This window comes from Bradyrhizobium sp. NBAIM08 (assembly GCF_020193935.1).
Lineage (GTDB): Bacteria > Pseudomonadota > Alphaproteobacteria > Rhizobiales > Xanthobacteraceae > Bradyrhizobium > Bradyrhizobium yuanmingense.
In genome coordinates this window covers 1-529 of record NZ_JADYVR010000102.1, presented here as the reverse complement: position 1 = coordinate 529, position 529 = coordinate 1, and the positions used below count along the sequence as shown (strand labels likewise).

Annotated in this window: 1 pseudogene; it reads left to right on the top strand. The window is 73.7% G+C overall.

The annotated features are described in order from the left end of the window. Window positions 1-238: pseudogene (locus tag I6F37_RS38610) on the top strand (aldehyde dehydrogenase family protein); the annotation flags it as partial. Window positions 239-529 lie beyond the last annotated feature (291 nt).

Below are 529 nucleotides of genomic sequence, written 5' to 3'. Positions count from 1 at the left end.
GCGCCGCGACCTCGCCGCGATGATCGATCAGGTCAACGCCACCGGCTACGGGCTGACGCTCGGGGTGCAGTCGCGCATCGACGAGACCATCGCGCAGGTCGTCGCCGGCGCGCGCGTCGGCAACGTCTACGTCAACCGCAACATGGTCGGCGCCGTCGTCGGCGTGCAACCGTTCGGCGGCGAAGGGCTGTCGGGCACCGGGCCGAAGGCGGGAGGCCCGCTCTATCTGTACCGCCTGCTCGCGCGCCCGCGCCTCTGCGATGCGCACGCCGAAGACGTCGAGCTCGGCCTCACCCGCCGGCCAGAAGGCGTCACGCTCGCTCGGGGCAAAGAGCGGCGGAGCAAAGCCCGGCACCAGCCAGCGGCCATGCAGCATGCCGGAGAAGGCGCGCAGCACGTGCTGGCTGCCGTCGGCGGCGCGGGCCACCAGCACCCCGAACATCATGCCCTCGGTCAGCGGCTCGACCTCGGCGCGCAGGGCCTCTGCCGCCGCGCGCGCCAGCGGGTGCGGCGGACCGTGGGCAAAGGG